Raw genomic sequence first — 26,496 nt, 5'->3', positions numbered from 1 at the left:
TTATTGCTGCATACTTTTGCATATTATTTTTGTTTTTTCTTGTCGCTTATTTTTTTAATGCCGTATCCCGCAGCAGCGGCCGCTATCAGTGATACGCCTCCATCAAAAGGCACCGGCACATCATCAACGCCCTCGTCAAAGCCGGGGCCCTGAGCCAGCGCAACTGTTACTGCAAAACATATCATGCCTATTATCAGTAAAATGATCTTGGTTCTCATACTTATTGTTTCCATAACTATCTTTTGTTGTTTTTTTTATCACTCATTTTTTTAATGCCATACCCCGCAGCAGCGGCCGCTATCAGCGTTACACCCCCATCAAAGGGTGTATCAACGGGCGCATCGGGGAAACCCGGCCCCTGGGCCAGTGTTTCAACCGGCAGTGTGCAGTTTACGGTAAGCAGTACTGTGGTTAATAATATTATCCTTTTCATAATTGTATGTTTAGCCCCACCCAATCCTCCCCCCAAGGGGAGGGCTGGGTATTGAGGATAGTTATTAAATTATTCTTTGATCAGTTTTTCAGTGAACCTTGCATTTTTGCCTTGCAGCTCTACTATGTAGATACCTGCAGGTACGTTTTGCAACGGGATGGTAACACTCCCCGTCTGTGTATTCGTTATTGATTGGTACACCACTTGCCCTGTTATACTCGTCAGTTTAATTTGGGCCTCGCCCTCTATTTTGTCAAATGATACTTTCACATGACTGTAAGCGGGGTTGGGGATCAGCTGCATTTGCGCATTTTTTTCTTTTGCTGCTATGATGCCCGTGGTTGGCTTGCCCACCATATTTATTTCAAAACGCTTATTGCCTTGCGATAAGCTGTCGCTTGTTACATCAAACCAATATTCAGTACCGGCGTTCAACTCTTTGGTTTTGTTCAGGTATTTATCGTGCAGTACCAGTTTGGTGCCTGCGGGAATATTAAACATCCCTGTTCTGATAACATATGTATTGTATCTATTGTAAGCGGTTAAGCCCAATGGAATAGAATGTCCGTCATCGTAAGGACGAACATCTACCGCCAGTCGTTCATTATCTTTAGACAGTGTATAGAAATCAAGCCCGGGATTGTAGAACTTAACGGCATCGCTCTTATCCTGCACATCCATGGCATTGTCATCAAAGTTGATGAGCAGCCTGTCCCATTTTGTTGTGCTGTCGTATATGTACAGTTCTACCCAGTCGGCGGGTGCGGTAGTTTTAAAGAGCGCGCTGTCTCCCGTTGTTTTGTCCGTTTCAGCAAAGCTGAGTGTGTTATTCGTATTGGCAGTTACCGTGGTGATAAATGCTGAGAACATAGGCAATGAGTAAGACAATGACCAGGCGTTGGTGACATAAGCACCTGATGCGCCGCTGCGGGGATCCCACAGGTAGTAGTTGCTGCCTACATTTGAGCCTCGGGTTACCGTATTCATCTGCACGCTGCTGGCAAAAGGATTACCACAGGCTGCAAAAAAGGTGTTGCTGCCCTTAGTTAAAGTGCGTACCTGTGTACCCTGGTTGAGCTCGCCCGCTACCTGCAGTGTAACCGCAGAAGGTGTATAGGTACCCGGGCTTAAGCCCTCGCCCTTGGCACCACGTATATATACAAGTGCCAGGTCATGCTTGCCCCAGCTGTCGCCGGTGTTGGTAAACGCCTGCCAGCCGGGATTGGTACCCCCTACACTATAATCTGCAGTGGTTACATCCCACCAGTATGCTGATACAGGATTGCTGGTAGAATAGGTAAAACCACTATCCACGCCACCGGTGCCTGTAATATCTATATCATCTATTAACTGCGACAAAGGAATGTCTGTACTGAAAGGATGCCCCAGCATACGGTATGCCCTTACGCCACCGGCTATATACCGCTGCACATTTACATCGCCGCTTATAGTACCCGAAACAGTGCCAATGCGCCCGGTGCCGGTAGCATCGGAACCAACACCTAAGCGCCCATTGGTAGTAAGTGTTTTGCCGGATGCTACGCTGATGCTGCTTTCTTTCAGGTACATCGTATCGCCCCACATACTGACATCATCCGCGATATTTACTGTACCGCTGCCCATAAGGCTATCGCCGTAATATATAATGGCGTTATTCACATTTACCGTGCTGCTGCCCAGTGCCAGTGTTACCCCCGGCGAAACGTTCAGGTCTCCACAGGTGAAAGCCCCTGGGCTGGTGCTGCTCTCTATAAATACATTGCTGCTGCTGTTAGGGCTGCCATTGCTCCAGGTACTGCCGTTCCAGGCGTTCTGGTTGACGTATCGGTGTACGGGCATATCTTCATCGCATACAGCATATATCTCCCCGGTGCTATTTACAGCTAATTTGTTATGAGTATTACCTACATTAACAGTATTTAACCCTGCCGCTCCTACCTGTATCCACTCACTCCCGGTATACTTTAAAACGGTATTATATACTGTATTTTTCTCATCCTCTTCAATAAGTATATATGGCGTATTATTCCCATCAAAATCAATATCTGGGTAATATCCACCAGCAGAATTCAACACCCTAAAAAAACTATCCCCTAATACCGAAAGAGAGCTTCCGTCATATTTCAGTACGGAATGATAGTCATTGTCTGCTGCAACAACAATATATAGTTCACCGCTACTATCTGCTTCCATTTGCAAATAATTCCCACTTACAGGATAAGTAGCAACCGTTATCCAGCTACCGTTACTGTATTTTTTCAGGGTAGGATAGTCGTTGTTTGCTTTATCAATATATGCCACATACAGGCTGTCCTGGCCGTCTGCTGCTAAACTTAGGTTCCAAGCATTGCCATTACTAAAATTGGTGCTACCTACCTGCACCCAGCCGCTGCCATTGTATTTCATCACATTAGCCCTCAAGGTTGACTGGTCCTTGTAGGCAACATATAGCGTATCATTATTGTCAAAAATTATATCTGTTGTCTGTGTCACTGCATTTGAAGAAAAGCCGTAGCCTCCTACAACATTCCAGCTACCACTGCTGTATTTCATTACACTTATTTTTCCAGATACAGCGCCATCTTGGAATGCCACATGAGGTTCGTTGGCACTATTGAATGTCAAAGAGGTGTATCGGCCCAAGTTGATACTCAAATTGCTACCCAGTTTTGTCCATGTGTTGTTGATGTATCGGTACACCACCACCTTATCATTCTGGTCTGCCAGAGATGCATAGAGTGTGTCAGTAGCATCAAAAGCCAGGTCGTAGTCGTAAGAATATAGCAGCTTAGAGTTGGCTGTTTGCCACTGCGCCTTTGCAGGTAGCATACCGCAGCAGAGCAGCAGCGCCGCCAGCAGGTTGTATATTTTTGTTCTTCTGTTCATATCTATATCTGTTTTATTGTTCTGTACTAATTGAGGTATGTGGTTTGCTCAGGTCTTTTTTCATCAGGTCTATCTGCTGATCGTAATACCACCATATACCCAATATCATCCCTATGGCAACCACTACACAAAGCATTATTGCGATGGCAAACCGATCAATTCGGAAAAGTTTATTTTGTGCGATCCTGGTCATGGAACAAAGGTGATAGCAGGAGGAGGGCGAATACAAATTTTCCGCGTCTGAAAAGCGTATCAGCCGCGTGTCAAATGTGTATCAGGGGCGTATCAAAAACGTATCAGTGTTGATTGTCAACACGTTGCATATTGCGGAAATAAATAAATACAGCTATTGATGTATATGAATGCTGTGCGGAAAGCTTAGATATTTTTCAGCATTTCTTCCAGGTCGTCCTCATCGGCCAGGTTATACTTGCGGCGCAGGCGGCTTTTATAATTGCGCACAGTGCCATCGCTCACACCCAGCATATTGGCCATCTCCCTGTTGTTGAGGTCCAGCTTCAGTAGTGTCAGGTAGCGCAGCTCCGCAGGAGTCAGTGCGGGGAATTGCGTTTTCAGTTTGCCTATAAATCCGGAGTGTACCTCTTCAAATACGACCCTGAATTCGTCCCATTGGTCGTCGGTAAGAATAGTGGATTGTTGCAGGCGGGCTATGGCCTCATTCTTAGCTACAGTATCCTGCTCGTCAGACGCGTGTTGCAATTCCTCTCTCAGGTTGTCTATCTGTCGGTTCTTATCCTGCATCTGGCGGGTGAAGTGCAGCAGTTTGTTCTCGGCTTTGTCTCTGTCGCTCATGGCCTTCAGCTCTTTTTGCCTGTGCCTGAGCCTGCTGCGGTTGATGAGTAGCAGGCTGATGATGGCCAGCATCAATATCATAACGATGGCAAAGTTGCGCAGCCAGACGCTGTTCTTACGTAATGTTTCCAGGTATTCTACTTCTTTTTCATGTTTGGCCTGTTCCACACGTTGTTCCGCATTCAGCATCTGCTCTTTATCCCTTTGTGCATACAGGCTGTCCATCATCAACATTACAGAGTCTTTGTACAGCAGCGCCTTAGTATCCTGGCCGGAGGCGGCTAAAATATTTGCCTTTACCGCATAGAACTTCTTAAGGTTGTTGAAACTCCTCCTTACTTTCCTCATCAGCTTATCCGCACTGTCTATATATGTACGTGCAGTTGCTATATCTCCTTTGGTGAAAGATGCATCTGCTATGTAGATATAAGCAGTTACACTGGGCAGTGTGGTATTATTGTTGATCTCTTTCCATAAGGCCAGTTCCCGTTGAGACCACCGTATAGCTTCATTATATTTACCGGTTTGATAATACAGGCTACCGATATTGCCTACGGCCAGGGCCTCTTTCCTGGCATTGCCTGAGCTTCTGCTGTAATCGTACACTTGTGTGAAGTATATCAGTGCGGAGTCATATTGCTTCTGTTCACGGTAACAAAGTGCTAAGGTGGCTATCGGGTCAAGCATTGCTTCCGTTACTTCATTATTGGCAGCAGACAGTAGTTCCAGCAGTAATTCTTTGGCACGTCCCAGATCGGCAAAGTTGTAATACCATACAGCTAACTTGCTTTGTATGGGTGTACGTGCAGGAAATTCTTCTACTGAGAAATTTTTATATACTTCATATGCATTCAGCCCTATTTCTATACCTTTTTCCCGCTTGTCCGTCCTCCAGAAATAATTTGCCAGCTGTGCCCTGGCATCTGTAGCTTCAAAAATATATCCTTCTTTTTCAGCTTTGCTTATCTGTTTACTTACCTCCATTACTCTACCTGCCTTCCTCATATAGCTTAAGGAAGTAATGGGCAATAATGATAATTGGTAGTAAAAAGCATCATCCCCCTTGCTCTTCACGTAGTCTGCTATCTTTTGCAGGCTGTCTAATAGCTCTGCACGTTGCTCATCATTGTCAACATCGCGTGTAACGGTTTTTTCGAGCGTAACAACGTAATCGTATCGTTTTGCATATGTTGTATGCAACAGGGAGTCCGGCTGAGCAGATATGCCGTTAATACCAATTATCAACAATAATAAACAAGAAAAGAAATACCGCATACAGTATGCGAATATACGAGAGGAAGTGCATTTGAGTTCATTACACATATTATTTTTAGACGATAAAAAACAGTAATGTCCTTCGTACTGCATTTGAACCTGACATAGCGGGTGCTGTTTTGGGAACAACGTCAGGCATATTGTATGTTACATATCAACAACCACGATATAAGTTACAACTGTACTGCGCCAAATATGATTGGTGAACAGGTTATTTACAACCTTATAAAATAACAGAAATAACAAAGCCCCTGGTGATCAGAGGCTTTTGCTTTTATGTGATCCGGATTGGATTCGAACCAATGGCCTACTGCTTAGAAGGCAGTTGCTCTATCCAGCTGAGCTACCGGACCATTTCAGAAGGCGCAAATTTAGGCAAAATGAAGTTAGGTTTAGTATTTATTTACCCTTTTCTTGTTTGAACTTAGGATTTGGAGTTGGTGCTTCACCGTCTTTCATTACATCTATCGGTATAAGGTTCTCAACATATACCCATTTTTCACCTTTCCATTTCAACCCGTCATATTGGCCGCTGGGCACAAATGTATATTTCCTGTTTGGGTCATTTACCTGCGATACCAACCTGTCAAAGAATATAGCGTTGAAATCTGTATCCCAGTTCATAGATGCCTGAACTTCCTTTTTGTATTCCAGAATAAACCTGTTACTTGGCTTCTCAGGGTTACAGGAAGAAGGAATATCAAATATGGGCGCCCCGAATGTCACCCCCTTTTCTGTTAAGATCAACGGGTCTAACATCTTCTTATTGCTGATAGCACTTGATGCATTAAGTGTGAAAAGCGTGTAGACAGTTTCTCCATCCACTTTGTTGGACATTATCTTATATATGATACCTCCAAGCCACTTGCCCTGAGTTAGTACTGTATCTTCTTCACATTTTTTTATTTTGTCTGAATAGTCAAAAAGCGGAAATAGTTTCAGGTCAGATTGCGGTAATTGTACTGCACCATAATATCTGCGGGTTACTTCAGTCGGAGCTATGCCCCAGTTAAATATCCTGAAAGACTTGTCTTCGGGGTATATTATGTTTATCTCATTTTGCAGCTTCGGAAATTCGTATTCCCACGAATTGGATATTTTCAATGCCTGTACAAGTTGCTTTACAAACCGTTCTGTGTACTTTGCCCTGTCATCAGGAATAAAGGCATGGTACATAGAATCAGCAGTCACCAGCATAGAGTCCTCGATCTGCTGAATTTGTGTCCAGTCGTTCTGGGCATACGACTTGATACTAAAGCTAAATAATACCACCAACAATAGAGGTGTCCATATTTTATTGAACATTGACAGTAAACATTTACTCCAAACCTAAACAATTTACACGAAACAGTATAACAGCAAGTGTTAAACTATGTTTTTAGCACAAAAGCTGCTAATTTCGAACCTTGTAAATACATTGCGCATGCAGCTTGTACAACAGATACTTTTTATATTGATCTCAGGCGTATCCATATACCTTTTCGCAAAAAAGGTAGGTGAGATAAGGCGAAACATATTGTTGGGCAGGAAAGAAGACCTGACCGATAATCCCGGCCAAAGATGGAAGAACATGACATTACTGGCACTGGGCCAGAAAAAGATGTTCAAAAGGCCGATCCCGGCTATGCTCCACCTGTTTGTATATGCAGGCTTCATCATCATTAATGCGGAAATACTGGAGATAATCCTTGATGGTGTCACAGGTCACCACCGTTTGTTCGCTCCCCTGCTGGGCAGCTTATATTCAGTTTTAATAGGTTGTTTCGAGATACTGGCAGTACTGGTATTGTTAGGCTGTGCTATATTCCTGTTCCGCAGGAACATCATAAAAGTACCCCGCCTTGTGCAATCAGAGCTGAAAGGATGGCCTGAAAATGATGCTAACCTGATACTGATAACAGAGATCGTGCTTATGACGTTATTCCTATCTATGAATACGGCAGACCTTGTACTGCAAAGCCGTGGTGTGGAGCACTACACCGCTACCGATACGTTCTGGATAACGGGTATGTTTACAGGACTGTTCTCGGGACTATCTGACGGAACACTTATGGGAATTGAACGAGGTGGCTGGTGGCTGCATATTATCGGCGTACTGGCTTTCATGAATTACCTCCCATATTCCAAGCACTTCCATATTATAGTAGCTTTCCCTAATGCATATTATATGCGCCTGAAAAACCAGGGTGAAGCACAGAATATGCCGGAGATACAGAAGGAAGTGCTGTACATGATGGAGCCTGACAAAGCACCAACAGACGCTGCACCTGCTGAACCACAAAGGTTCGGTGCAAAAGACGTAATGGACCTGAGTTGGAAGAACCTGATGGATGCATATGCCTGTACTGAGTGCGGACGTTGTACAGCTATGTGCCCCGCCAACCAGACAGGTAAAACACTTTCACCGCGTAAGATAATGATGGACACCCGCGACAGGCTGGAAGAAGTGGGCGCTAATATCAATAAGAATAAAGAGTTTCAGGATGACGGAAAGACATTGGTTCATGACTACATATCGGTAGAAGAACTGAGGGCCTGTACTACCTGCCAGGCATGTGTTGAAGCCTGCCCTGTAACAATTGACCCGTTGAATATCATTATGCAGTTGCGCAGGTACCTGATCATGGAAGAAAGCAACAGCCCTGAAGAGTGGAACCTTATGTTCAATAATGTGGAGACCAATATGGCCCCATGGAAGTTCAGCCCTGACGACAGGGATAAATGGGCAGAAGAAATGATGCAGGCGTAATATTAACCTTAGAAAGAAAAAAGATTATGATAAAATCAATGGCTGAATATGCTGCGAATGGAGAAATGCCTGAAGTATTGTTTTGGGTAGGATGTGCAGGCAGCTTTGACCAGAGAGCTCAGAAAATAACCAAAGCTTTTGCACAGATACTGGATAAGGTCGGTGTAAAGTTTGCTATACTAGGGAAAGAAGAAATGTGTACAGGCGACCCCGCCAGGCGTGCAGGAAATGAGTTCCTGTTCCAGATGATGGCCTATAATAATATACAAACACTCAACGGGTATGGCATCAAGAAGATAGTTACAGCCTGTCCGCACTGTTTTAATGTTTTCAAAAATGAATATCCAGCCCTGGGCGGAACATACGAGGTGATACATCATACCACCTTCCTGCAAGGCCTGATCAATGACGGCCGTGTACGCCTGAAGGAAGGCGGTAGTTTTAAAGGCAAAAAAATAACCTACCACGACAGTTGCTACCTGGGACGTGGAAATAATATATACGAAGCACCACGCGAAGTATTGCAGGCACTGGACGTAGAACTGGTAGAAATGAAACGCTGCCGTACCAATGGGTTATGTTGCGGTGCTGGCGGTGCGCAAATGTTCAAAGAAGAGGAAAAAGGTACAACACGTATCAACTTTGAACGTGCTGAAGAGGCCATTGATACCGGAGCGAACATTATTGCAGCTAACTGTCCATTCTGTACAACAATGCTCGGCGACGGCCTGAAGAACAAAGAAAAAGAAGACGACATACAGGTAATGGATATTGCCGAAATGGTAGCTCAATCGCTGGCTGAGTAAGACTCGATAATGAAATCCATAAATACTTCCGGTAGTAAACCCGACTGGGAAAACAGTCTGCTGAATGATATTACTTTCATTAAGCAGAAGAAAAGGTACCCTTTAAATAAGAAAACGCTGACACCTGCATCTATAAGTGCTGTGGTATGGGTGTTACTCCTGCGTGGCGGCTTCCTGCTGGCTATGGGCGTAAAGAACCATAATCAGTACGTAAGCTGGGTGATGTATAGCGCTGTTCTGCTATTGATAGTATTAGTATTCTACCAGTATTATCGCATATTGAAATTTGACAGCATTCCTACAAAGTATTCGCCAGACAAGAATATGGAAATGCTGAAACGTTTTTTCACTACTAACAACCTCGCCTTTACCCGTCATGATGAAGCGCCAGAGGTGTTTATGATCATCAGCCGCAACCTGCATAACAATCCCAACAAAGAACACAGGGAAGTAATGGTATTCATTGCAGATGACAAGAAAATACTTGTCAATAGTCACTTTACAGGTTCCCGGTTCAGCGTTACCCCACCCTCTCGTAATTACCGCAAGATGTCAAACGAACTGAAACGCTGGCTGGATACCCATATGGATAAAGTTGATAATAAAGAAGTATCTGTAAAGGGTTTCTAACGTAACTTTACATCATGTTACAGGAATTACAAAACATCATTCCTGCTGATTTTTCAGACGATTCCAGGGTATGGGTCTACCAGAGCAGCAGGGCATTTATAGAGCGTGAGCAGGCTGAAATAAACGAGCAGTTAGAGCAATTCTACACCCAGTGGCAGAGCCATGGCGACCCTGTAAAAGGATGGGCTAAACTTGTATTCGGGCAATTCATCATATTCATGGCAGACGAAAGCAGCTCGCAGGTAAGCGGCTGCAGTACAGATTCGTCGGTGCGCATAGTCAAAAGTATCGAGCGCCAGTATGAAGTAAACATGTTCGACAGGATGATGCTGACCTTTCTTGTGAATGGTAAAGCTGAAATGCTACCCATGAACCAAGTGCAGTATGCCCTAGATAAAGGATATATCAAGCATGACACGCCACTATTCAGCAATGTGGTTCTTACAAAAGCAGAGCTAATGACCAAGTGGTTAGTTCCTCTTGAAAAAAGCTGGTTAGCTGGAAGGCTAAATCTATCCCACGCTGCAGAATAGGACATTATTACCATACTAATTACCCTTACCGTATATTTACAGGTATGAGAATAGCCATGCTTGCGGTACCATGTATGTTTGCCGCAAACATTACATATGCGCAAAAAATCATTCCTGAGATACATGTAAGCGATACATTGCTGAATGAGGTGATTATATCCGGCATTCACAACTCAAGTCCAAAGGCTACCTCTCTTAATTTAAAGGCATACAGCAGGGCGCTGTTAGAACAGAAATCTCCTTCCAACTTATCAGATGCATTATCCAACCTGCCTGGTGTTGGGCAAATGACAACAGGTAACGCTATAAGTAAACCTGTAATACGCGGACTATATGGCAACAGGATACTGGTACTACTGTCAGGGTTAAGGTTTGACAACCAGCAATGGCAGGATGAGCACGGACTGGGATTATCACAAATAGGCATTAGTAGTGTTGAGCTGATCCGTGGTCCGGCGTCTATATTATATGGGAGCGATGCATTGGGTGGTGTTGTCAATATTATTGAAGAGAAGCCTAAAAAGCAGGGTGACCTCTTTGATATTACCACAAGACTATACTCTAATTCGCGGGGAACCCTGACAGATATTGGCTATTCGCACAGAAACAGGAATACCTGGTGGCGACTGAGAGGAGGGTATGAAAATCATGCCGATTATGCAGATGGCAATAATACCCGTGTTCTCAACTCCCGCAATACAGGTTATTATGTAAAAGCAGGAGGCGGGTTCACAAAAATCAACTGGCAACAAGAGAACAGCTATAATTTTTCTTACAACAAGTATGGGTTCATCATAGATCAGCTGAACCTGTTCTTTGATAAAGACAGCCGATGGTCGCGCGACATGCCCGGACCACACCACGTAGTGATGCTGAATACATTCAGTTCGCAAAACACAATCAGATTGAGCGCATCTAAACTGAAAGTGAATGTAGGTGTACAAAGTAACAAACGAATGGAAGACGAAGGAGGCGGGAGCATCAGCCTGAATATGCACCTTTTATCACTGCTTGAAAACATCAAATGGGAGAAACAGCTCAACGAAAAGGTTTTATTCGTTGCCAACCACCAATTCACCTACGAGCACAATACCAACCTGGGTAAACGGATACTAGTGCCGGATGCTGACCTGCTTGAGGGAAGCGTATCTGGTTTCTTACGTTTTAAATTTTATAAAATAAACATAGAGACCGGTGCAGGAATGAGCTATAAAAGTATCAGCACGTATAGTACGGGCAGGGTAAACTCAAGTGGAGAAATACAACCGTTCACTGTCAGTCGCCCGATAGCAAACGGACTAGCAGGGTTTAGCTATAACCCCAACAGTCATACAAACATAAAATACAATATATCCAGTGGTTTCCGTATGGGCAACCTTGCAGAACTATCATCCAATGGCCTGCACGAAGGCTCTTACAGGTATGAGATAGGCAACCCCAACCTGAAAAGAGAACAAAACATCAATAACGATGTATCGCTGGAAATAAAACACAATCGTTGGCAGGCAGGCATTGCAGGATATTATAACAGGTTCTTTAACTACATATACCTTGCTCCCACAGCCGATTCATTTGTCGGATTCCAGATATTCCGGTACAAGCAACAAAACGCAGCTATATACGGCGGGGAGTTTATGGCTTCATACCTGGTTGCCAAAAGCATTGAATTGAAAGAAAACCTTGCTATAACAAGCGGGGTTCTGGACTTGGGAGGAAATTTACCCTTTATACCTGCCTATAAAAACGCCTTGTCATTGGTATTTACCCCCGTTACAAAAGGAGCTATCACTAACATCCGGATAGAACCGGCTATAGAATATTATTTCGCACAAAACACGCCTGCAATGTTTGAACTGGCTACCCCGGCCTATACACTTGTCAATTTCTATTCATCAGCGAATGCTGATATTTTTCACAGAACGTTCAATTTGAGCTTGTCGTGTAAAAACTTGCTGAACAATGCGTATGCCAGCCATTTATCCCGTATCAGGTATTACGGCTTGCTAAACCAGGGAATAAATATTATTTTTTCAGTCACGACTAACCTGTATGTACAGTAAATGCGCCAATCTGCTACCATACGTACGCATATTTCAGTAAGGCTTATACTCTTATTTGTATTTGCCGCGCATTTACTATATCCGTTAACCTATACGTGGAGAGTTAGCCTGAATAAGGAAAAACAAGCTGCACTTATCCTGTCAGTAGAAGATGAGGAGTATGTAACACTTACACTATCAAATGACACATACACAAAATCCTTAAGAGATGACGGGAAAGAACTGAGATTAAATGACAGGATGTATGATATTGTTTCAGTTGAACTAACGGGAGACAAAGCTATATGTAAAGTGTTGGCTGATGATCATGAAACGGACATAAATAAGGACCTCGCATCTGACATCAAAAAAGATGGTGCAGGAAAAACTGCAAAAAGGTTGGTGAACTGGCAACCTGTACTTTATATCCCAACTGAACTGACAAGACTTCTGTTTACAAATATTTCTAACGGTCCCTACCGGATTACCGGAACCTCTGTTCTGTCGGTTGGGCATATGCAGGTAATAGGTCGACCACCTCGAAATGTTTAACATTCCCTCCGCTATTTTTTTATTGTTAAACAACTAAATCGAGAAAAATGAAATATTTCGTTAAGGCAACTATGTTGCTCACACTTTTTGCTGCATTCACCTTGAGCCTGAGTTCATGTAAAAAAGATGAAGATGAAGGTTTATTACCGCAAATATCCTTTATAACTGACAATGGCTACACTTCGAAGGATGCTAATATGGCAACCAGTACAGACTTCAAAATTGGAATTAAAGCTGCTAAATCTGAAGACAAAGACGTACTGACCAAGTTTACCATTACCAAGTCAACCGACGGTGGTGCTGACAATACTGTTTTCACAAAAGACCTGAGTGGTGATGAGGCTAATTCATACTCGTATGACTATGCAGGTACAACTATGGATAAAGCCGGTAATGAAAAATACACATTTACCGTTGTGAACCGTGACGGGCTTATCAACAAAGCAAGCCTGGTGATAACTGTAAATTAATAGAAATAATATATTAAACAGTAAAAGCGGCAACCTAATGTTGCCGCTTTTGTTATTAAATCGTTACAAGTTTATTTCTTCAACTTTCCTTTAAAAAACTTGCCTAAACCTTTACCTGCTACAGCATATGACTCTTGCAAACGCGTACCACTGTCATAATCATTACCACCAAAAGTCCGGCCCTGGCAATTAAGTACCGACATGCGTGCTAATATTTTTCCCGGGTTAGCTGTTTCGACTATAACTGCCTCTCCATCGACCCTTGCATTTTTACGGCTTACATATACATTGTATCCGGGTTCAGTGTACTTGGTTTTGAATATCAGGGTGTATTTCGCTTCAGGTATATCACCACAGGTCATACCACTGTGCTCATTGAATAACTCCTCAAACTTAGGTTGAAATCGATTTTTCCTATCAGCCACCCAGGCTTTTTCCCATTCATCACCTTTGCCCTCCTCCTTCTTATTATAGTCTGCTTTTTTTGTTTTTATGTATTCTGCTTCGGTAGCAAATTTCCCCACACCCATTTTGCTGTAATCAAAATCCACATTGATGCTTTCAACACCTTTCAGCATATCTAGTTTACCGCTGAGTAATTTGATCTTTTGGGCTGAGCTTACAGTTCCGGCCAATAGATTTATCAAAAGCAGTGCCGACAAATAAATTTTATTCATAATAGATAATTTAGATATAAAGAAACAACAAATCCGACATAGATAAAAGAGCAAGTAATAGATACGAGGTTAATAATTATTGAATAATTCGACGAGCTGTAATTACGGGGCGTGATATAAATTGATTAATTTTAGCCGCCTTCAAAAGAATATCCCGTCATATGAAGCAAAAAACAACTTTGTAAGAAGAATAAATGTCAGATCAAAATAATCATTCAGAACATAACTCAGTGCTACTGAGTGACATGTATGAAAGCTGGTTCCTGGATTATGCAAGCTATGTAATACTGGAACGTGCTGTACCGGGAGTGAATGACGGTCTCAAACCCGTTCAGCGCCGTATCCTTCATGCGATGAAAGAAATGGACGATGGCAGGTATAACAAAATTGCCAATGTAATTGGACAGACCATGCAATACCACCCGCATGGTGATGCTTCTATCGGAGATGCGATCATAAACATTGGTCAAAAAGACCTGCTGATTGACACCCAGGGAAACTGGGGAGACGTTCGTACAGGAGACAGCGCAGCAGCAGCCAGGTATATTGAAGGCCGTTTATCAAAATTTGCCCTTGATGTTGCTTTTAATGGTAAGACAACGGAATGGCAACTGAGTTATGACGGCAGGAAAAATGAACCGGTAGCCTTACCCATGAAATTCCCCTTGCTATTGGCACAGGGGGCAGAAGGTATCGCAGTTGGACTCTCTACAAAAATATTACCACACAACTTCTGTGAGCTAATAGAGTCGTCAATAAAATACTTGAAAGGCAGGAAGTTTGAGCTATACCCTGATTTCGCTACAGGAGGCATGATCGATGTAAGCAATTACAATGATGGCGAACGTGGTGGTAAAGTAAGGGTACGTGCAAGAATAGAAGCAGAAGACAAAAAGACCTTGCTCATCAAGGATGTGCCGTATGGTATAACTACGGGGCAACTGGTAGATAGCATACTCAAGGCAAATGACAATGGTAAGATCAAGATAAAAAGTGTTGTAGATAATACTGCCAAAGATGTAGAACTGGTAGTACAACTGGCGCCCGGTGTAGACTCTGGACAGGCTATTGATGCATTATATGCATTTACAGATTGCGAGATATCCATCTCTCCCAATGCATGTGTTATCATTGATGACAAACCACACTTTATTGGTGTAACCCGCTTGTTGAAATACTCAGTAGATCACACCAAAGAGCTCCTGCTGAAAGAATTGCAGATAAAACTTGGTGAACTTGAAAATGACTGGCATTACTCTTCCCTTGAAAAAATATTCATTGAGAATCGCATATACAGGGACATAGAGGAAGAGACAACATGGGAGGGCGTGCTTGCGGCAATAGACAAAGGACTGAAGCCATTCAAGAAGAAACTGCGCAGGGAAGTTACCCAGGATGATATAATCAGGCTGACGGAAATAAAGATCAAAAGAATATCCAGGTTCGACTCCTTTAAAGCAGACGAACACATCAAAGGTGTCGAAGCAAATATTGAAGAAGTAAAATACAATATTGAACACCTGAACGACTATGCCATTACCTATTATGATGGTCTTCTGAAAAAATACGGTAAAGGACGGGAGCGCAAAACGGAGATACGACCTTTTGAAACCATACAAGCCACTGTAGTAGCTATAGCCAACACTAAGCTATATGTTAACAAGAAAGAAGGTTTTATAGGTACAGGACTAAAAAAGGACGAGTTCGCGTTTGACTGTTCCGACCTTGATAACATTATTGTTTTCAAGAAAGACGGAACTATGGTTGTGACCAAGGTTGCCGATAAGACCTTTGTGGGCAAGGACATTATTCACCTGGATATTTGGCAAAAGAATGATGACAGGACCACGTATAACATGATATATGTTGATGGTAAAACAGGCGTTTCTTATGGTAAGAGATTCAATGTTACAGCAATCACCCGAGACAAGGAATACAATCTGACAAAAGGCAACCCTAATAGTAAAGTGCATTATTTCAGTGCTAACCCTGATGGAGAAGCAGAGATAATCACCATTACACTATCGCCGGGCAGTAAAGCCAGAAACAAAGTATTTGACTATTACTTTGAGACACTGGAAATAAAAAGCCGCGGTGCACAGGGCAACCAGGTGACCAAATACCCAATACGAAGTATCAAACTGAAAGAGAAAGGTCGCTCTACCCTTTCGGGCCAGAAAATGTGGTACGATGATACACTAGGCAGGCTAAACAGAGACGGCAATGGCATGTTGCTGGGCAGCTTTGTAGCAGAGGATAAAATAATAGTATTTTATAAAGATGGTACCTATGAGCTAACTGACTTTGAACTAACCAATCGTTATGAACCGGATGATGTGGTGAGAATAGAATTGTTCAACCCGGAAAGAATTGTCAGTGCCATATACTTCGATAAAAAGTCCGGCAACTTCTATGGTAAACGGTTCAAAATAGAATCGACCCAACTTAAGAATCGCTATTTGTTTATAAAAGAAGGAGAAGGTAACTATCTTGAATTTGTCACTACCATTCAAGACCCGGTCCTCATATTCAAAACCGGAAAGAAAAAGTCCGATTTGACAGAAGAAACCATCGAATTCAGTGACCTTGTAGACATTACCGGCTGGCGTACTGTTGGCAGTAAGATCGGGGACAACACATTAAAAGAAATATCATTAGAAACGACTGGAGAATCAGAAGACGAAACACATACACTTTTTTAGCCCTCATTATATAAAAGAAAAATAACTATCTTCACGGATTATACCTGAAGTAAGCAGAATAGAGACTGATGAAAAAAACAGAACTGGAAATTGTCGCGCTATCTCATAGTATTACCCAGACACATTCATACGCAGTAGTTTTAGGTGAGTTAAACGGACTTAGGCGCTTACCGATTGTTATAGGCGGTTTTGAAGCACAGGCAATAGCAGTAGCCCTGGAACGGATGCAGCCCAGCCGACCTTTGACACATGACCTTTTTGCCAACCTTATGGCGACTTTTGAAATTGAACTGAAAGAAGTAGTAATCTACAAACTGGAAGAAGGCATTTTTTACGCAAAACTTCTTTGCCATCACAATGATGAAGTAGTTGAAATAGACTCTCGTACTTCAGATGCACTTGCCCTTGCAGTCCGCACTGGTTGCCGCATATTTACATATGAAAATATCTTAGATACAGCAGGCCTTTATCTTGACCCTTCTGAATCAGGGAATGCGGATAAACAAAATAAACCTGAAGAAAGCAGTGGCTCGTCGCCCGACGTATCACAAAACAAGGAACTCTCAGCCTTGACAGTTGATGAGTTGAAGGTTCTCTTGCAACAGGTATTGGAACAGGAAGACTATGTTAGAGCTATTCCAATACGAGATGAGATCAACAAACGAAAGAAAAACTGACGACAGTCACCGATTGATATTTAAAAACTCATTAATTTTATACATTATTAAAAGAAGAAAATGAAGAAATTATTTGTGGTTGCCCTTGCAGGCAGTATGGTGGCGTATGGAGCAAATGTGGCAGCACAAGCTAACAGAATATGCGGCAACGAAATTATCCAGCAGGAAATTAATAACGACGCGTATCTGAAAACATATTTTGAAAATTATTACAAACAATATGATGCAGAAAACAAAGCGATGGCAGAGGAAGCTTCCAGCGCTGAAAGTAAATCAACTGCATCTTATCCGGCCATTCTTATTCCCGTCGTTTTTCACGTAGTTCTAAACAAGGCCCAATTTGGCCAGATTTTGGATACTCCTGGTCTGTTAGATCGCATAAACTCCCAATTGTTGGCGATGAATGAAGACTACACAATGACAAATAACGATGTCGCTGCTGTTCCTGCAGGGTTCAAGTCGTTAGTAGGCAATGCCAACATACACTTTCAATTAGCAAGAAGGGATGCGCAGGGCAAAGCTAAACTTGGAGTAGTGTATAGCATGCAGAATACATCTTTTACAGGTTATAATGTCTATGATCATACCGTAAAACGCTCGGTATTAGGTGGTTCTGACCCATGGGACTATACTAAGTACCTTAATGTCTGGATTACCAGCATTAACCCTCCCACAAGTGGTGGGCAGGTGTTAGGATATGCGTTCAACAGTGTATATGCACAGACTACTTATGGAGATCCAGCGCTTGCCGGTATTGTGGTTCACTACCTGGCTTTTGGTAGAAAGACGCTATTATCACAGAACTTTTACAGCCCTTCTACAGAAAAAGGACGTACGCTGACTCACGAGCTTGGACACTTTTTTAACATATGGCATATATGGGGCAAAAGCACACCAGCTGGTGTGAAAAATTGCAATGATGATGATGGCATAACAGATACACCTTTGCAGGAAGAATCAAACAGCAGCTGTCCTATTGGAATTAAGGCCAACTGTACACAGGCATCTGATCCTAATGGTGAAATGTATATGAATTATATGGATTACTCCAGTGATGTTTGTACAAAAATGTTCAGCATAGGGCAAGTACAGAGAATGAGGTTTGAGCTTGACGATCCAAACGGACAGGTACATTCTCTGTCCCAACATCCGGAGCTGGCATCGTGGCCTACAGACGTATCTCCTATGGAATACAACAATAAAGTTGAAGTTGGCCCTAACCCATCAACAGGTAAGTTCAATGTATTTTTCTATGACAAGTACAACAAACTGAACAATATCGCTATTGTTAACAATGTTGGACAACAGGTAAAAGAAATCCCTGTTACAGATCAGCAACAATTAAATTATGGTATTGATATAACAGGAGTTCCTGAGGGCATATATATAGTTCAGTTACATTTTGACGAAGGGACAATTTTCAGAAAAGTAGTAGTAAAATAATGGCACATAGTATCAGTGTAGACGAGATAGTGAACCTATCAGGATTAAGTATAGAATTAAAAGACATTGCAGACAAAGTAATTCATAAAGAACGCCTTACCGAACAGGAGGGCGTTCTGCTTTTTGAAAAAGGAGAGCCCGGTTATTTAGGCTCCCTTGCAAATTATGTAACTCAGCAACTACATGGCAACAAGGTCTATTTCAACCGAAATTTCCATATTGAGCCAACAAACGTTTGTGTATTTACTTGCAACTTCTGTTCTTATTCAAGACAATACAAACATCGTGACGAAGGTTGGGAACTAAGCATTGAAGAAATGCTGGACATGGTGCGTAAATATGACGGACAACCGGTAACTGAAGTACATATAGTAGGCGGAGTGCACCCAAAAATGAACCTTGAGTTCTTTTGCGAAGTAATCAGCAAAATAAGAGGAATGCGTCCCGACCTGCACATTAAAGGTTTTACAGCTGTAGAACTTGATTATATGTTCAGAAAAGCCAAGCTATCTGTAAAAGAAGGTATGCAGAAGCTGAAAGATGCGGGCTTACAATCTTTGCCGGGCGGTGGTGCTGAAATATTTGACGATACGGTAAGAAAAGAAATATGCGCTGACAAGGTAGACGGTGCGGGATGGCTGGAAATACATAAAACTGCTCACCAACTGGGCATACATACCAATGCAACTATGCTGTACGGGCATATAGAAAGCTACAGGAACCGCGTAGACCATATGAGCCAGTTACGCAATCTGCAGGACGAAACAGGAGGATTCAATTGTTTTATACCACTTAAGTTCAGGAACAAAGACAATGACATGTCTCATATACCCGAAGTCTCGTTGATAGAGGACATGCGACTATACGCCATAGCCAGGATATTCATGGATAATTTCCGTAACCTGAAAGCATACTGGCCTATGTTGGGACGTCAATCTGCGCAGATGACCTTGTCCTTTGGCGTTAATGATCTGGATGGAACAATTGATGATACTACCAAAATATATTCAATGGCAGGATCTGAAGAACAAAGCCCGTCTATGAGTACTGAAGACTTATGTGACATGATAATCTCCGTGGGTAAAATACCTGTTGAACGGGATACTGTATATAACGAACTGAAAGTATATGAAACAGTAGCATAAAGCTACTGTTATTTATTCTTCGTAGAAATTCAGGTCTTTACCAAAGGTTTCATCTATCATAGCTACCGCCACAATACTGATAGCCATTACTACTACTCCGGTAATTATACCTGAACTGACATAGCTGAAGCTGCTTTGTAGTGTTGTAAACAGTAAACCTATACCTACCAGCGCACCACGTACCATGTTAGGTATAGTAGTTGCTGCTGTCGCACGTAGGTTTGTACCAAACTGTTCAGCCCCCATCGTAACGAATATGGCCCAAAAACCGGTACCGAAACCCAGTAATGCACATATAAAGTACATGTACGACGCACTGCCCCCGTTTTGTGTAAAGAATAATATAATACCAAGTAACGTTATTCCGTAAAACACATAGAGCGCTTTCTTTCGGCTTTGTAAATACTGGCTCAACACACCGATCAAGACATCACCGATGGATATTGCAACATAAGCAAACATTACTCCCCTGCCCGGGTCAATCGGTTCTTGTATCCCAAACTGTTTACCAAACTCTTTTGAGAAGATGATAAGTATCCCTACAACATACCATGTAGGCATACCAATAAGTATACTGAGTAAGTATTTTTTGAAACGTGTACCATTGGTAAAAAACATAAGGAAACTACCCCTTTTTACATTTTTCACCTGCGCCATATTCTTATACATGCCCGACTCAAATACGGAGACTCGCATCAGTAACAGGATAACTCCCAAACCTCCACCAATGAAATAACAGGTGCGCCAGTCAAACTGCTGCTTAATAAAGTAAGCGGCTACTGCACCCAATAGCCCTACACCTGCTACAAGAGAAGTAGCCAATCCTCTTTTCTCTTTGGGTATCAGCTCGCTGACTAATGTAATGCCAGCACCCAGCTCTCCTGCCAAACCAATACCTGCAATAAACCTTGCAGCCATATATTGGTCAACATTATGTACAAAGCCGTTAGCAATGTTTGCTAAAGAATACAGAACAATAGAACCAAACAATACACTCAACCGTCCACGCTTATCGCCCATAATACCCCATATGATACCACCAATGAGCAGCCCCCCCATTTGCCACTGTTGCAGCAACAACCCCTTCTGAGCTATTTGCTCACTGTTTAAACCAAGGTCTTGCAAACTTTCAATACGGATGATACCGAATAACAACAGGTCGTATATATCTACAAAATAGCCGAGGGCTGCTACTAATACAGGAATACTGAATATGGATATTTGCCGGGTTGTATTCATTTATGAGTTACTGGCTTCAGGACTCTTTTTATGGAAGAACATTTTAAGTATTACCGGAGCGGTAGTTACTACGATCAATCCGATAACTATCTTTTCGAAATTGTGTTTCACCCAGTCGTTCTCGCCTAAGAAGTAGCCGGCAAGTATCATACTTGTTACCCATGCCACACAACCCAAAATATTATAAACCACAAATGTTTTCCTTTCCATTTTCACCACGCCTGCCACTATTGGAGCAAAGGTGCGAACGATGGGTAGAAAACGAGCCAGAATTATAGCAGCACCACCTCGCTTATCATAAAAATCTTTTGCCTGATGAAGGTGCTTCTGTTTAAAAAGCAAGGTATCACGCTTCTCAAAAAGTAAGGGTCCTGTCTTTTTCCCAAACCAATACCCTACAAGGTTACCTATAATACCTGCTACCGTTATCAAAATGATCCAATATGAAAGATTAGCGAAATCGTTCTCAAATGGACTATGCGAGTTGGCGATCATTAATCCAGTGACAAATAACAGAGAGTCACCCGGCAGAAAAAAACCGACAAAAAGTCCTGTTTCGGCAAAAATGATAAAGGCAACCAGGTACAAACCACCATATAGGGTTACTAATGCCGCCAGTTTTTCGGCATCCATTAATTCTTTAAAAAACGTTATGAACTCCTGCATGTATATCTATTAGCGGGTGAAAATAGACAAATATTAGCAATAACAGTACCTATATAAATCAACTAAATCATAAAAATAGTGCGATTACCTGTTCAAAAGATCAATTTATCTGCAATACTCTGATTTCCCTGCAGCCCACCGGTATGTATGCATAATATCCGTACCTCATCAGGATAATCGCCTCTTAGTATTTGCTCTTTGAGGCCAAACATCATTTTAGCGGTGTAGACCATATCTAATGGTATTCCGTTCTGTCCATAAAAATTATTCATAAACATTGTCAGCTCATCAGTATATCGACCAAACCCTCCAAAATGCCAGTCGTCATATATCCGATAGGCATCTCTTTTTTCAGGGCGTATCAACCTGGATACTTCTTTACCCAGATAGCTTCCGCCTTTCATAGGAGCGTACCCAATTGTCCATAATTCATTACCTGTATTGTTTACAATACCCGATAATGTACTGCCGGTACCAACAGACACCGCAATATGTGTATAATCTGCCGGAATAAGATCAGCTATTTCGCCTGCACCTATAATTCCCATTTCGTTAGCCCCACCTTCTGGTATTATAAGAGGTGTAGCAAACATATCTGATAATTCTTTTAGAAAGTCGGGGTCGTTTTTCTTGCTATAAGTTTCGTTTGTGACAAAATGAAGATACATTCCGTTATCTGTGCAGAACTGTAAAGTTGAGGTAAGACTATGTTCAGCATATTTACCTTTTATTACGCCTATAGATCTGATCCCATTAAAGTTTGCCATTGCTGCTGTGGCAGCAAGGTGATTGGAATACGCGCCTCCAAAGGTAAGAACAGTATCTATGCCCTCCAGAATGCAATGTTCAATATTGTATTTCAGCTTAAACCACTTATTACCTGATACATGTTTATGAATGACGTCCAGCCTAAGCATATCAACACCTGTAACCTTATTTTCATACCAAGCTGCGTTTATCGGCTGTATGAACGGCTGTCTATCAGGAGTTATAGCCATACTCTTTCAGGTAATTTTCATTATCGCGCCACTTAGGGCGCACTTTTACAAATAGCTCGAGATGAACTTTCCTTTGTATAAATTCTTCTATTGCTTTTCGTGAGTTTATACCAAGTTGCTTTATCTGGCTACCTTTTTTGCCGATGACAATCACTTTTTGTGTTTCACGGCTGACTATAATAGTCGCTTTAATAACAGTCAGGTTCGTTTTTTCTTCGTAAGTATCAATGATTACAGCTGTATGATAGGGTATCTCTTCATGATACAGTTCATATATCTGTTGCCTGATCAGTTCGCTGGCAAAAAAGCGCATTGGCCTGTCCGACATGTTATCGTCAGGATAAAAAGGAAATCCTTCAGGCAGGTGGCTTAAAACTAGTGGTAATATTTTTGAGATATTGGCTTTAGTTACTGCTGATACCGGCTGTATCTTCCAGTCAGGATATTTGTCAGAAAATATTTTGACGTGTTTTTTCACATCGTCCTTATCTTTCAGTAGATCGGTTTTATTAAGCAGTAATATTACCGGCACCTTAAGGTTCAGTGTACTGACTATTGCCTCAAAGTTCTCTACAGGTTCTGTAATGTCATGCATCAAAATAGCTACATCAGCATCTTCTAATGCAGACTTCAGCTGTAGCATCATCTTCTGATGCAGCTTATATTTAGGTTCAATGATAATACCTGGCGTATCTGAAAAAACCACCTGGTATTTTTCATCATTCAGTATACCCAATATCCGGTGTCTTGTTGTTTGCACTTTAGGAGATGTGATAACAAGTTGCTCCCCCAATAACGCATTCAGCAAAGTTGACTTACCTGCATTAGGGGCTCCAAAAATGTTCACAAATCCTGCCTTAAAATGGTCGTTCAACGCTCCGCTCATACAAGTGTAAAAGTAATACGATAATAACCAATAACATGAATTTCGTAAAATAAAGAAACTATTGTTTGTTTATTGTCAACATGTACCGTATCTTTGCACCCTCACAGCGCGAGGTAGAGCAGCGGTAGCTCGTCGGGCTCATAACCCGAAGGTCACAGGTTCGATCCCTGTCCTCGCTACAACAATATTACGCCTCCTAAAGGGAGGCGTTTTTATTTACAAACTACTAATTAGCAATATGCTATATATTATAGCAAGACATACATATCTGCGCCTATTAAATTGCTGATATTTTACTACGACAATAGCTATTGTTAAGGTAAAATGAACAACGACCATCAATGTTTTTAAGAGGTATTTCACTATTTTGTGCCACTTTTAGGAGTAAGCATTAACATATTCTGTATCTAACACTGCTGTACTAGTGCTATTTAATTCGTTTGAGTTTTTACTGTTTTTGCCCATCGTGTTTTGTTTGTATTGGTTTGTATTCAACAAGTCATTGCGATGGCAGAATCTATTGATACTGACGGCCAGTTATTTTTTCTACGGTTGGTGGAGTACAAAATTCCTGGCATTGCTTGCATTAAGTACCTTGCTAGACTATTCTTATGGCTTCTGGGTGGCATCAACGAATAAAAAGAAAGCAAAGCTCTTTTTATGGTTAAGTATCATTAATAACCTTGGTATATTGGGCGTGTTTAAATATTATAATTTTTTCGCAACTCAGATACAAACCGCATTTGAAAGTATAGGAATACACACCAACCCTACCCTCTTGCACGTGGCTCTGCCAATAGGAATCTCATTCTACACATTCCATGGAATGTCCTACGTATTTGATATCTACAGAGGACATCAAAAGCCTGTATCAAGTTTTATTGACTATGCAGTATTTGTAAGCTTTTTCCCTTTATTGGTTGCCGGACCTATAGAAAGGGCTAACCACCTGCTACCCCAGGTACAACGGAAACGAACATTCAGGTATGTACAGGCAGTAGAAGGATCCCGACTTATTCTTTGGGGTATGTTCAAAAAAGTGATAATAGCTGATACTATTTCTTCGCATGTAGACCTGATTTTTAATCACTATGATACATCTAATGCTTTTTCACTTATTTTAGGTGTAATTGCATTCAGCTTCCAGATATATTGCGATTTTAGCGGCTACTCAGATATTGCATTGGGCACGGCTAAACTATTTGGGTTTGAGTTACTGAGTAATTTCCGTTTCCCATATTTCTCACGGGATATCGCTGAATTTTGGAGACGCTGGCATATAAGCCTGTCATCCTGGTTCAGAGATTATTTGTATATACCTTTAGGAGGGTCAAGAGAAGGAAAAGCGAAAGCAGTAAGAAACACATTCATCAAATTCCTGGTTAGTGGTTTCTGGCATGGTGCCAGCTGGAACTTTATCATCTGGGGAGGAATTCATGCAGCATGCTTTCTCCCCTTTTTACTCACAAACAGAAACAGGAGAAATGTAACAAACGTGGTGGCGCAAAACACGAGACTGCCTAACCTGAAAGAACTACGACAGATGCTGCTAACTTTTGCATTTGTTGCCCTTGCATGGATATTCTTCAGAGCACCGGATTTGCATGTTGCCATATCGTATATTAGACGAATATTCACCGACAGCATTCAAAATCCCAAACAATACCTTCATCTGCCACCTGCAATATCAACATTGGCTTATATCATTCCATTGGTAGTAATAGACTGGAGCCTTAGACGAGATGAGAGAAATCTACGGGTTTTCAACAATAAAACACTACGTTATCTGGTGTACATAATCATGATAATAATGTGCTATTTGTATATTGGTAAAACTGATTCAACGTTCATTTATTTCCAGTTCTAATGAAAAAATATATCCATAAGGTACTGGTCATATTTGTGATATTAGCAGCAATAGCTGTATCAGTAGAAATGTTAATATCATATAGACTGAACCAAAAACATCAATACTACGTTCAGGGTGATTGGCATATGCTTGAGGGGCACAATTCTGAACTGCTTTTTGTTGGCAATAGCAGAACATACAAGCATGTAGATCCGATCTTTTTAGACAGTGCACTGCATACTACTAGCGAAGTAATTGCACAAGACGGACAAACAATAGACTTTATATGGGTTAAATTCAGGGAATACACTAAAGTAAACTCAGCACCAAAGGAAATATATGTACAGACTGACCATTTTACACTATTCTTGCATGATAAACTATATGGCATACAAAATATAAGCCCATATTTCTTTATGAAACGCATCGACCTTTCAGATCTGTCGACAAAAGGAGGATATCATTCATATTACACATACCTGCCGATGATGGCTATGAAGTTTGAATACATAAGAAAAATGATACTGGATGATACACTTAAAAATTATTCCTTTAAAAAAAATAGGGGGGCAGAGCTGGTAGACCAGGAATGGAGCGGTGACTGGCAAAATACCCCGGAAGTTACTTTTGACCCAGAACACCCATGCCTCCGATTTATTGATTCATTTTTCAACTACTGCAAAACAAACAATGTAAAACTCAACTTCATATTTCCACCTATGTCTGCTCCTTCACTTAAAAACATTAAGGCATCTGATAGAATTGAGCAAGTTATCGCAAAGAAATCTGTAAAATATGGTTACCCTGCTCACTACAGAAATTATACGGATACAACATTATATAATGACAGTACATTATTCTATAATCATATGCATATGAACAGACGTGGCGTGAAAGTATTTATGCATCAACTATTATCTGACCCTGAGATATTCACATCGTTCAGGCAACTAACTGATATAACTGGTAGTAATACACAATAGGTCAACTTCGTGTATTATATTTGTTTAATCTAAAGTAATTAACTC

24 protein-coding genes and 2 tRNA genes are annotated in these 26,496 nt (G+C 41.6%); 14 read left to right on the top strand and 12 right to left on the bottom strand.

What is annotated here, in order from left to right; all coding sequences use genetic code 11:
- Positions 1 to 23 precede the first annotated feature (23 nt).
- From H6550_08895 to H6550_08865, 7 genes are all read right to left on the bottom strand, one after another.
- Complete coding sequence (locus H6550_08895) at positions 24 to 233, bottom strand: hypothetical protein (GenBank protein ID MCB9046243.1); 210 nt, start codon at positions 231 to 233, stop codon at positions 24 to 26.
- Between the two features lie 2 nt (positions 234 to 235).
- A complete protein-coding gene (locus H6550_08890; protein ID MCB9046242.1) occupies positions 236 to 433 on the bottom strand; it encodes a hypothetical protein in 198 nt (65 codons plus the stop codon).
- Positions 434 to 502: 69 nt separating this feature from the next.
- Positions 503 to 3,319 (bottom strand): T9SS type A sorting domain-containing protein, encoded by a 2,817-nt coding sequence (locus tag H6550_08885; GenBank protein ID MCB9046241.1) that lies wholly within the window; start codon positions 3,317 to 3,319, stop codon positions 503 to 505.
- Between the two features lie 13 nt (positions 3,320 to 3,332).
- Positions 3,333 to 3,512, bottom strand: coding sequence for a hypothetical protein (locus H6550_08880; GenBank protein ID MCB9046240.1), 180 nt, complete (start codon positions 3,510 to 3,512; stop codon positions 3,333 to 3,335).
- Positions 3,513 to 3,697: 185 nt separating this feature from the next.
- Positions 3,698 to 5,407, bottom strand: coding sequence for a tetratricopeptide repeat protein (locus tag H6550_08875; GenBank protein MCB9046239.1), 1,710 nt, complete (start codon positions 5,405 to 5,407; stop codon positions 3,698 to 3,700).
- Between the two features lie 279 nt (positions 5,408 to 5,686).
- Positions 5,687 to 5,760: transfer RNA gene (locus tag H6550_08870), tRNA-Arg, on the bottom strand.
- 46 nt (positions 5,761 to 5,806) lie between these two features.
- Positions 5,807 to 6,712, bottom strand: coding sequence for a hypothetical protein (locus H6550_08865; protein ID MCB9046238.1), 906 nt, complete (start codon positions 6,710 to 6,712; stop codon positions 5,807 to 5,809).
- Positions 6,713 to 6,830: 118 nt separating this feature from the next.
- On the opposite strand from H6550_08865, the gene H6550_08860 reads away from it, so the two are divergent.
- From H6550_08860 to H6550_08830, 7 genes are read left to right on the top strand one after another with little or no spacing between them, the layout of a single operon-like run.
- On the top strand, positions 6,831 to 8,156 hold the full coding sequence (locus tag H6550_08860; GenBank protein MCB9046237.1) for a (Fe-S)-binding protein: 1,326 nt from the start codon (positions 6,831 to 6,833) through the stop codon (positions 8,154 to 8,156).
- Positions 8,157 to 8,179: 23 nt separating this feature from the next.
- Positions 8,180 to 8,962 (top strand): (Fe-S)-binding protein, encoded by a 783-nt coding sequence (locus tag H6550_08855; protein ID MCB9046236.1) that lies wholly within the window; start codon positions 8,180 to 8,182, stop codon positions 8,960 to 8,962.
- A 9-nt stretch (positions 8,963 to 8,971) separates the two neighbouring features.
- Complete coding sequence (locus H6550_08850; protein MCB9046235.1) at positions 8,972 to 9,592, top strand: hypothetical protein; 621 nt, start codon at positions 8,972 to 8,974, stop codon at positions 9,590 to 9,592.
- Positions 9,593 to 9,606: 14 nt separating this feature from the next.
- Entirely contained in the window at positions 9,607 to 10,125 is a 519-nt protein-coding gene (locus tag H6550_08845) for a hypothetical protein (GenBank protein MCB9046234.1), read from the top strand.
- A gap of 44 nt (positions 10,126 to 10,169) precedes the next feature.
- Complete coding sequence (locus H6550_08840) at positions 10,170 to 12,185, top strand: TonB-dependent receptor (protein MCB9046233.1); 2,016 nt, start codon at positions 10,170 to 10,172, stop codon at positions 12,183 to 12,185.
- On the top strand, positions 12,186 to 12,716 hold the full coding sequence (locus H6550_08835) for a hypothetical protein (protein ID MCB9046232.1): 531 nt from the start codon (positions 12,186 to 12,188) through the stop codon (positions 12,714 to 12,716).
- Between the two features lie 47 nt (positions 12,717 to 12,763).
- Positions 12,764 to 13,186: a hypothetical protein gene (locus H6550_08830; protein ID MCB9046231.1), complete on the top strand. Its 423-nt coding sequence runs from the start codon at positions 12,764 to 12,766 to the stop codon at positions 13,184 to 13,186.
- 71 nt (positions 13,187 to 13,257) lie between these two features.
- Here the strand turns inward: H6550_08830 and H6550_08825 are convergent, their stop codons facing one another.
- Positions 13,258 to 13,863: a hypothetical protein gene (locus H6550_08825; protein ID MCB9046230.1), complete on the bottom strand. Its 606-nt coding sequence runs from the start codon at positions 13,861 to 13,863 to the stop codon at positions 13,258 to 13,260.
- Between the two features lie 194 nt (positions 13,864 to 14,057).
- Between H6550_08825 and H6550_08820 the strand changes: the two genes are divergently transcribed.
- From H6550_08820 to mqnE, 4 genes are all read left to right on the top strand, one after another.
- A complete protein-coding gene (locus tag H6550_08820; protein MCB9046229.1) occupies positions 14,058 to 16,565 on the top strand; it encodes a DNA gyrase/topoisomerase IV subunit A in 2,508 nt (835 codons plus the stop codon).
- 68 nt (positions 16,566 to 16,633) lie between these two features.
- The gene (locus H6550_08815; protein MCB9046228.1) at positions 16,634 to 17,242 is read left to right on the top strand and encodes a bifunctional nuclease family protein; all 609 of its coding nucleotides are present in this window, start codon (positions 16,634 to 16,636) and stop codon (positions 17,240 to 17,242) included.
- Positions 17,243 to 17,302: 60 nt separating this feature from the next.
- On the top strand, positions 17,303 to 18,685 hold the full coding sequence (locus H6550_08810; GenBank protein ID MCB9046227.1) for a T9SS type A sorting domain-containing protein: 1,383 nt from the start codon (positions 17,303 to 17,305) through the stop codon (positions 18,683 to 18,685).
- Positions 18,685 to 19,830: an aminofutalosine synthase MqnE gene (gene mqnE, locus H6550_08805; GenBank protein MCB9046226.1), complete on the top strand. Its 1,146-nt coding sequence runs from the start codon at positions 18,685 to 18,687 to the stop codon at positions 19,828 to 19,830. Before H6550_08810 ends, mqnE begins: the two co-directional genes overlap by 1 nt.
- A gap of 12 nt (positions 19,831 to 19,842) precedes the next feature.
- On the opposite strand, the gene H6550_08800 is transcribed toward mqnE, so the two are convergent.
- From H6550_08800 to era, 4 genes are all read right to left on the bottom strand, one after another.
- Positions 19,843 to 21,069, bottom strand: coding sequence for an MFS transporter (locus H6550_08800; GenBank protein ID MCB9046225.1), 1,227 nt, complete (start codon positions 21,067 to 21,069; stop codon positions 19,843 to 19,845).
- Positions 21,070 to 21,735, bottom strand: a complete 666-nt coding sequence (locus H6550_08795; protein MCB9046224.1) for a VTT domain-containing protein — start codon at positions 21,733 to 21,735, stop codon at positions 21,070 to 21,072. It abuts the gene before it with no gap.
- Positions 21,736 to 21,827: 92 nt separating this feature from the next.
- Positions 21,828 to 22,733: a 1-aminocyclopropane-1-carboxylate deaminase/D-cysteine desulfhydrase gene (locus tag H6550_08790; GenBank protein ID MCB9046223.1), complete on the bottom strand. Its 906-nt coding sequence runs from the start codon at positions 22,731 to 22,733 to the stop codon at positions 21,828 to 21,830.
- Positions 22,717 to 23,619, bottom strand: coding sequence for a GTPase Era (era, locus tag H6550_08785; GenBank protein ID MCB9046222.1), 903 nt, complete (start codon positions 23,617 to 23,619; stop codon positions 22,717 to 22,719). Before era ends, H6550_08790 begins: the two co-directional genes overlap by 17 nt.
- 107 nt (positions 23,620 to 23,726) lie before the next feature.
- Here era and H6550_08780 point away from each other — a divergent pair.
- From H6550_08780 to H6550_08770, 3 genes are all read left to right on the top strand, one after another.
- Positions 23,727 to 23,798, top strand: a tRNA-Met gene (locus H6550_08780).
- A gap of 245 nt (positions 23,799 to 24,043) precedes the next feature.
- The gene (locus H6550_08775; protein ID MCB9046221.1) at positions 24,044 to 25,486 is read left to right on the top strand and encodes an MBOAT family protein; all 1,443 of its coding nucleotides are present in this window, start codon (positions 24,044 to 24,046) and stop codon (positions 25,484 to 25,486) included.
- Positions 25,486 to 26,451, top strand: a complete 966-nt coding sequence (locus H6550_08770; GenBank protein ID MCB9046220.1) for a hypothetical protein — start codon at positions 25,486 to 25,488, stop codon at positions 26,449 to 26,451. The genes H6550_08775 and H6550_08770 overlap by 1 nt, the downstream gene beginning before the upstream one ends.
- Positions 26,452 to 26,496: the final 45 nt, after the last annotated feature.

Source organism: Chitinophagales bacterium (genome assembly GCA_020636495.1).
GTDB lineage: Bacteria > Bacteroidota > Bacteroidia > Chitinophagales > Chitinophagaceae > UBA5543.
This window is presented reverse-complemented; position numbering and strand designations above follow the sequence as displayed.

Coding starts and splice junctions, on each gene's coding strand:
- H6550_08830 (MCB9046231.1), top strand. CDS start 12,764: ATGAAATATTTCGTTAAGGCAACTATGTTGCTCACACTTTTTGCTGCA.
- H6550_08835 (MCB9046232.1), top strand. CDS start 12,186: ATGCGCCAATCTGCTACCATACGTACGCATATTTCAGTAAGGCTTATA.
- H6550_08875 (MCB9046239.1), bottom strand. CDS start 5,407: ATGCGGTATTTCTTTTCTTGTTTATTATTGTTGATAATTGGTATTAAC.
- H6550_08880 (MCB9046240.1), bottom strand. CDS start 3,512: ATGACCAGGATCGCACAAAATAAACTTTTCCGAATTGATCGGTTTGCC.
- H6550_08845 (MCB9046234.1), top strand. CDS start 9,607: ATGTTACAGGAATTACAAAACATCATTCCTGCTGATTTTTCAGACGAT.
- H6550_08820 (MCB9046229.1), top strand. CDS start 14,058: ATGTCAGATCAAAATAATCATTCAGAACATAACTCAGTGCTACTGAGT.
- H6550_08895 (MCB9046243.1), bottom strand. CDS start 233: ATGGAAACAATAAGTATGAGAACCAAGATCATTTTACTGATAATAGGC.
- H6550_08800 (MCB9046225.1), bottom strand. CDS start 21,069: ATGAATACAACCCGGCAAATATCCATATTCAGTATTCCTGTATTAGTA.
- H6550_08815 (MCB9046228.1), top strand. CDS start 16,634: ATGAAAAAAACAGAACTGGAAATTGTCGCGCTATCTCATAGTATTACC.
- H6550_08890 (MCB9046242.1), bottom strand. CDS start 433: ATGAAAAGGATAATATTATTAACCACAGTACTGCTTACCGTAAACTGC.
- H6550_08825 (MCB9046230.1), bottom strand. CDS start 13,863: ATGAATAAAATTTATTTGTCGGCACTGCTTTTGATAAATCTATTGGCC.
- H6550_08795 (MCB9046224.1), bottom strand. CDS start 21,735: ATGCAGGAGTTCATAACGTTTTTTAAAGAATTAATGGATGCCGAAAAA.
- H6550_08865 (MCB9046238.1), bottom strand. CDS start 6,712: ATGTTCAATAAAATATGGACACCTCTATTGTTGGTGGTATTATTTAGC.
- H6550_08810 (MCB9046227.1), top strand. CDS start 17,303: ATGAAGAAATTATTTGTGGTTGCCCTTGCAGGCAGTATGGTGGCGTAT.
- H6550_08850 (MCB9046235.1), top strand. CDS start 8,972: ATGAAATCCATAAATACTTCCGGTAGTAAACCCGACTGGGAAAACAGT.
- H6550_08770 (MCB9046220.1), top strand. CDS start 25,486: ATGAAAAAATATATCCATAAGGTACTGGTCATATTTGTGATATTAGCA.
- era (MCB9046222.1), bottom strand. CDS start 23,619: ATGAGCGGAGCGTTGAACGACCATTTTAAGGCAGGATTTGTGAACATT.
- H6550_08840 (MCB9046233.1), top strand. CDS start 10,170: ATGAGAATAGCCATGCTTGCGGTACCATGTATGTTTGCCGCAAACATT.
- H6550_08790 (MCB9046223.1), bottom strand. CDS start 22,733: ATGGCTATAACTCCTGATAGACAGCCGTTCATACAGCCGATAAACGCA.
- H6550_08860 (MCB9046237.1), top strand. CDS start 6,831: ATGCAGCTTGTACAACAGATACTTTTTATATTGATCTCAGGCGTATCC.
- H6550_08885 (MCB9046241.1), bottom strand. CDS start 3,319: ATGAACAGAAGAACAAAAATATACAACCTGCTGGCGGCGCTGCTGCTC.
- mqnE (MCB9046226.1), top strand. CDS start 18,685: ATGGCACATAGTATCAGTGTAGACGAGATAGTGAACCTATCAGGATTA.